The organism is Trueperaceae bacterium, assembly GCA_031581195.1.
Lineage (GTDB): Bacteria > Deinococcota > Deinococci > Deinococcales > Trueperaceae > SLSQ01.
In genome coordinates this window covers 1-3,465 of the sequence record JAVLCF010000164.1, presented here as the reverse complement: position 1 = coordinate 3,465, position 3,465 = coordinate 1, and the positions used below count along the sequence as shown (strand labels likewise).

Annotated in this window: 3 protein-coding genes and 1 pseudogene; all 4 read left to right on the top strand. The window is 72.2% G+C overall.

Annotated features, from left to right (window positions below; translation table 11 throughout):
• The coding region (locus RI554_10905; protein MDR9392521.1) for a zinc finger domain-containing protein at positions 1-398 on the top strand (398 nt) is incomplete at its 5' end.
• A gap of 9 nt (positions 399-407) precedes the next feature.
• Entirely contained in the window at positions 408-932 is a 525-nt protein-coding gene (locus RI554_10900) for a thioesterase family protein (protein MDR9392520.1), read from the top strand.
• A gap of 320 nt (positions 933-1,252) precedes the next feature.
• Positions 1,253-2,155: pseudogene (locus tag RI554_10895) on the top strand (PEP/pyruvate-binding domain-containing protein).
• 39 nt (positions 2,156-2,194) lie between these two features.
• A partial coding sequence (locus RI554_10890) for a PEP-utilizing enzyme (GenBank protein ID MDR9392519.1) occupies positions 2,195-3,465 on the top strand: 1,271 nt, incomplete at its 3' end.

The window sequence follows — 3,465 nt, the reverse complement described above, 5'->3', positions numbered from 1 at the left end:
GGCTCGGCAACATCTACGCCGACGAGGCGCTCTGGCGGACGCGCGTCCACCCCGCGACGCCCGCCCGCCGGCTGACCCGCCGTCAGGCGGACGCGCTAGGGGCCGCCATCCGCGACGTGCTCCGCGCCGCGATCGAGGCGCAGGGGACGACGCTGAACGACTACCGCACGGTGAACGGGAACGTGGGCGCCTACCGCCGGCATCTCGCCGCCTACGGCCACGAGGGCGATCCCTGCCCGCGGTGCGGAGCGACGATCGAGCGCAGCGTGGTCGGTCAGCGCAGCAGCTTCTCCTGTCCGACCTGCCAACCGCGGCCGCGGCGCAGCCGGCGGCGACGCGCGGACCGGGCGGCGGCCGGCGCTGGGCGCGCGCGACCCGACGCCGGCGAGGGAGAGTAGGCTCCGCGCATGACGCGATTGCGGAAGCCCGACCTGAGCCGCGACCTGCGCGAGGCGTGGGAGGGGGGCGTCCACCGCCTTCCGATCCAAGTCCGCTGGAGGGATACGGACGGCTTCGGGCACGTCAACAACGTGGTCTTCGCCAGCTGGATCGAGCTGGCCCGGATCGGCTTCCTGCGCGGCGTCGACCCGCCCAGCGGCGACCTGATCCTTGCCCGGCTGGAGCTGGACTTCCTGCGGCAGGTCACCCTGGACGCGGAGGTCGAGGTCGAGACGCGCGTCAGTCGCGTCGGTCGCACCAGCGTAGGCCTGCGGCACCTCGTTCTGGCCGACGGCGCTCCGGCCGCCCGGATCGAGAGCGTGATCGTGCTGTTCGATTACGGGCGACAGGCGAAGCGCGCGGTGGGTCCCGAGCTTCGGGCCACCCTTCTGCGCTACGCGACTCGGGACCTGGTTGATGCCCGGCCCGACGGCGACGCCGTGGCCGACGCCGCCTCGTCCGACGAGCGGTCAGCGAGGTCCGACGGGACCTAGATCCTGGGCAACGAAGCGGTCGCCGGCGGGCGCCGTCGGGAGCACGCGAGGGTGTTGGGCGTCGGCCATCGGTCCTGCACGAGGGTTGCGCGACGCGGGGTCGCACCGCAGAGAGGCGAACGCCCGCAACTCGAACCTCTTTGGGACCGGGGGGTCTGCTTGGATTCGTTGGTCGTTCCGCTCGGCGAGCCTGCGTCGCACAAAGCGACCCGGATCGGTCCCAAGGCCGCGCACCTCGGCGCGTTGGCGTCCCGCTATCCCGTTCCGGCCGGCTTCTGCATGACCGTCGAGGCGTACCGCGCCGCCCAGGCGGCCGGGGGATGGCGGCGGAGGTCCGCGAGGCGATCGCGACGGCGTACTGCGAGCTCGTCGGCGACGCCGAGGACGGAGAGGGCGCGTCGTTAGCCGGGCAGCACGAGACGATCCTCGACGAGGTCGGTGCCGATGCGGTGATCGAAGCGGTCGAGCGCATCTGGTCTTCGCTGCACGACCCGACTACGCTCGTCTACCCGGTCGCGCAGGGCCTGCCGGCAGAGGGGATCGCGCTGGCCGTCCTGGTCTAGACGCTGGTGCGCCCCGACCGTTCGGGCGTGGCGTTCAGCGTCGACCCGGTCTCCGGCCGCGACGACTGCGTGGCGGTCAACGCCTCCTGGGGGCTGGGCGAGAGCATGGTGTCCGGCACCGTGACGCCCGACGCCTGGCAGCTCGACAAAGCCACCCTGAAGGTGGTCGAGACGAAGCTGTCCACCAAGGAACGGATGACCACCCCGGCCGAGGGCGGCACGCGTGAGGTACCCGTACCCGGCCTCCTGCGCGACGTCGCCTCCCTCTCCGACGAGCAGCGCCACGAGGTCGCGGACGTCGCCCGAAACCTCGAAGGCGAACTCGGCTGGCCAGTCGACATCGAGTTCGCCGTCGACGACAACGACCGCTTCCACCTGCTGCAATGCCGGCCGGTGACGACCCGCACGCGGCAATGCGCCGGCGAGGCCGAGCTGCCCGATCCCTGGGTCGAACCCGAGGACTCGACGACGTTCTGGAAGCACGAGGCGATGCACTTCGCCGTTCAGGCGACGATGCTGGACCTGACCTTCGCGCAGCTCGTCTACCAGGTCGGGCTGAACCACGGCTACGAGCTCTACCGGCTGCCGGTCCGCGCCGACGTGCGACGTTTCTGGACGTACCGGTACTCCGCCGACCAGCTGCCCTACCCGCGTGGCTAGGAGGAGGACGCCGAGACGCGCGCCGCTTACGTCGAGGGCGTGCTGAACGACCTCGAAGCGAACTGGACGCGGCGCTGGGAACCGGAGGTCCGGTCGCACCTGGCGTTCTGGGACGCCTTCGACCTGAGCGCCGCCGCCACGCCCGAGCTCGTCGAGCACCTCGACGCCGCCTGGGAACGCCTTCGGGCGCTATGGCGCATGCACTGTGAGATCGTCATCCCGCTCGGCCGCGCCATCGGCGAGTTCACCAAGCTGTACGACGAGCTGTTCGAGCCCGATGCGGCCCTCCGCTCGCACGACCTGTTGCGCGGCGGCGAGAACCTGACGACGCTCGCCGCGCGTCGGCTCTGGGCCCCCCGCCACGCGATGTTCGCGATGCCCGGTGCGGCAGACCTGATCGCATCCATCCCCCACGAGCTCGCCGCGACGCTCGCCGGCGAGCCCTCGATGCGCCCGATCACGGATGCGCTGAAGGCGTGGCTGGCCGAATTCGGGGACCGCGTGCCGTCGCTCAGTCCGGCGATCCCGACGCTGGCGGAGGATCCGACGCCCGTCGCCAGGATGCTCAAGAAGGCCGTGACCAGCGAGGGCCCGAGCCTCGAGGAGCGGCACGCTTGGCTGGCGGCCGAACGCGGCCGCGCGACCGACGAGGCCAGAACCACGTTGCGGGCGTACCCGTGCGCCGTCCGCGAAGCGTTCGAGCAGCGCCTCGACGTCGCACGCACCGCGATGCTGATGGTCGACGACCACAACTACCTGATCGACTACGCATCGACCGGCTGGCTGCGGCGCGTCGTTCGCGCGGTCGGCACGCGACTGGCGGACGACGGGGTCCCCGACGCGCCAGGCGATGTCGTGAACCTGTATCCCGACGAGATGCGCGACACCCTGGTTCGGCCGACGGAGGCCGACCCCCGGCCGCGCGTCGACGAGCCCAAGTCGGAGATGCGGCGATACGCGTCGGTCGCGCCGCCGCCCACGGTCGGGACGCCGTCGCCGGACCGGGCGAAAGGCGCGGCCGGTGCGACGAAGGAGGCGGCCGCCCGCAGGTTCGCACGCGACGGACTCCTGACCGGGGCGCCCGGGTCGTCCGGCGTGGCGATCGGTCGCGCCCGCGTCGTGCGCACGCTCGCCGACGCCGATCGCCTCGAGCACGGCGAGATCCTCGTCGCCCCGACCACGGCCCAGCCGTGGGTCCCCCTCTTCGGCGTCGCCGCGGCGCTGATCACCGAGACCGGAGGAACGCTGAACCATGCCGCCATCGTGGCCCGCGAGTTCCACCTGCCGGCCGTCGTCGGTGTGCCCTCCGC

Bases quoted from the DNA above. Each gene is read 5' to 3' on its own strand.
- RI554_10900 (MDR9392520.1), top strand. From the start codon at position 408: ATGACGCGATTGCGGAAGCCCGACCTGAGCCGCGACCTGCGCGAGGCG.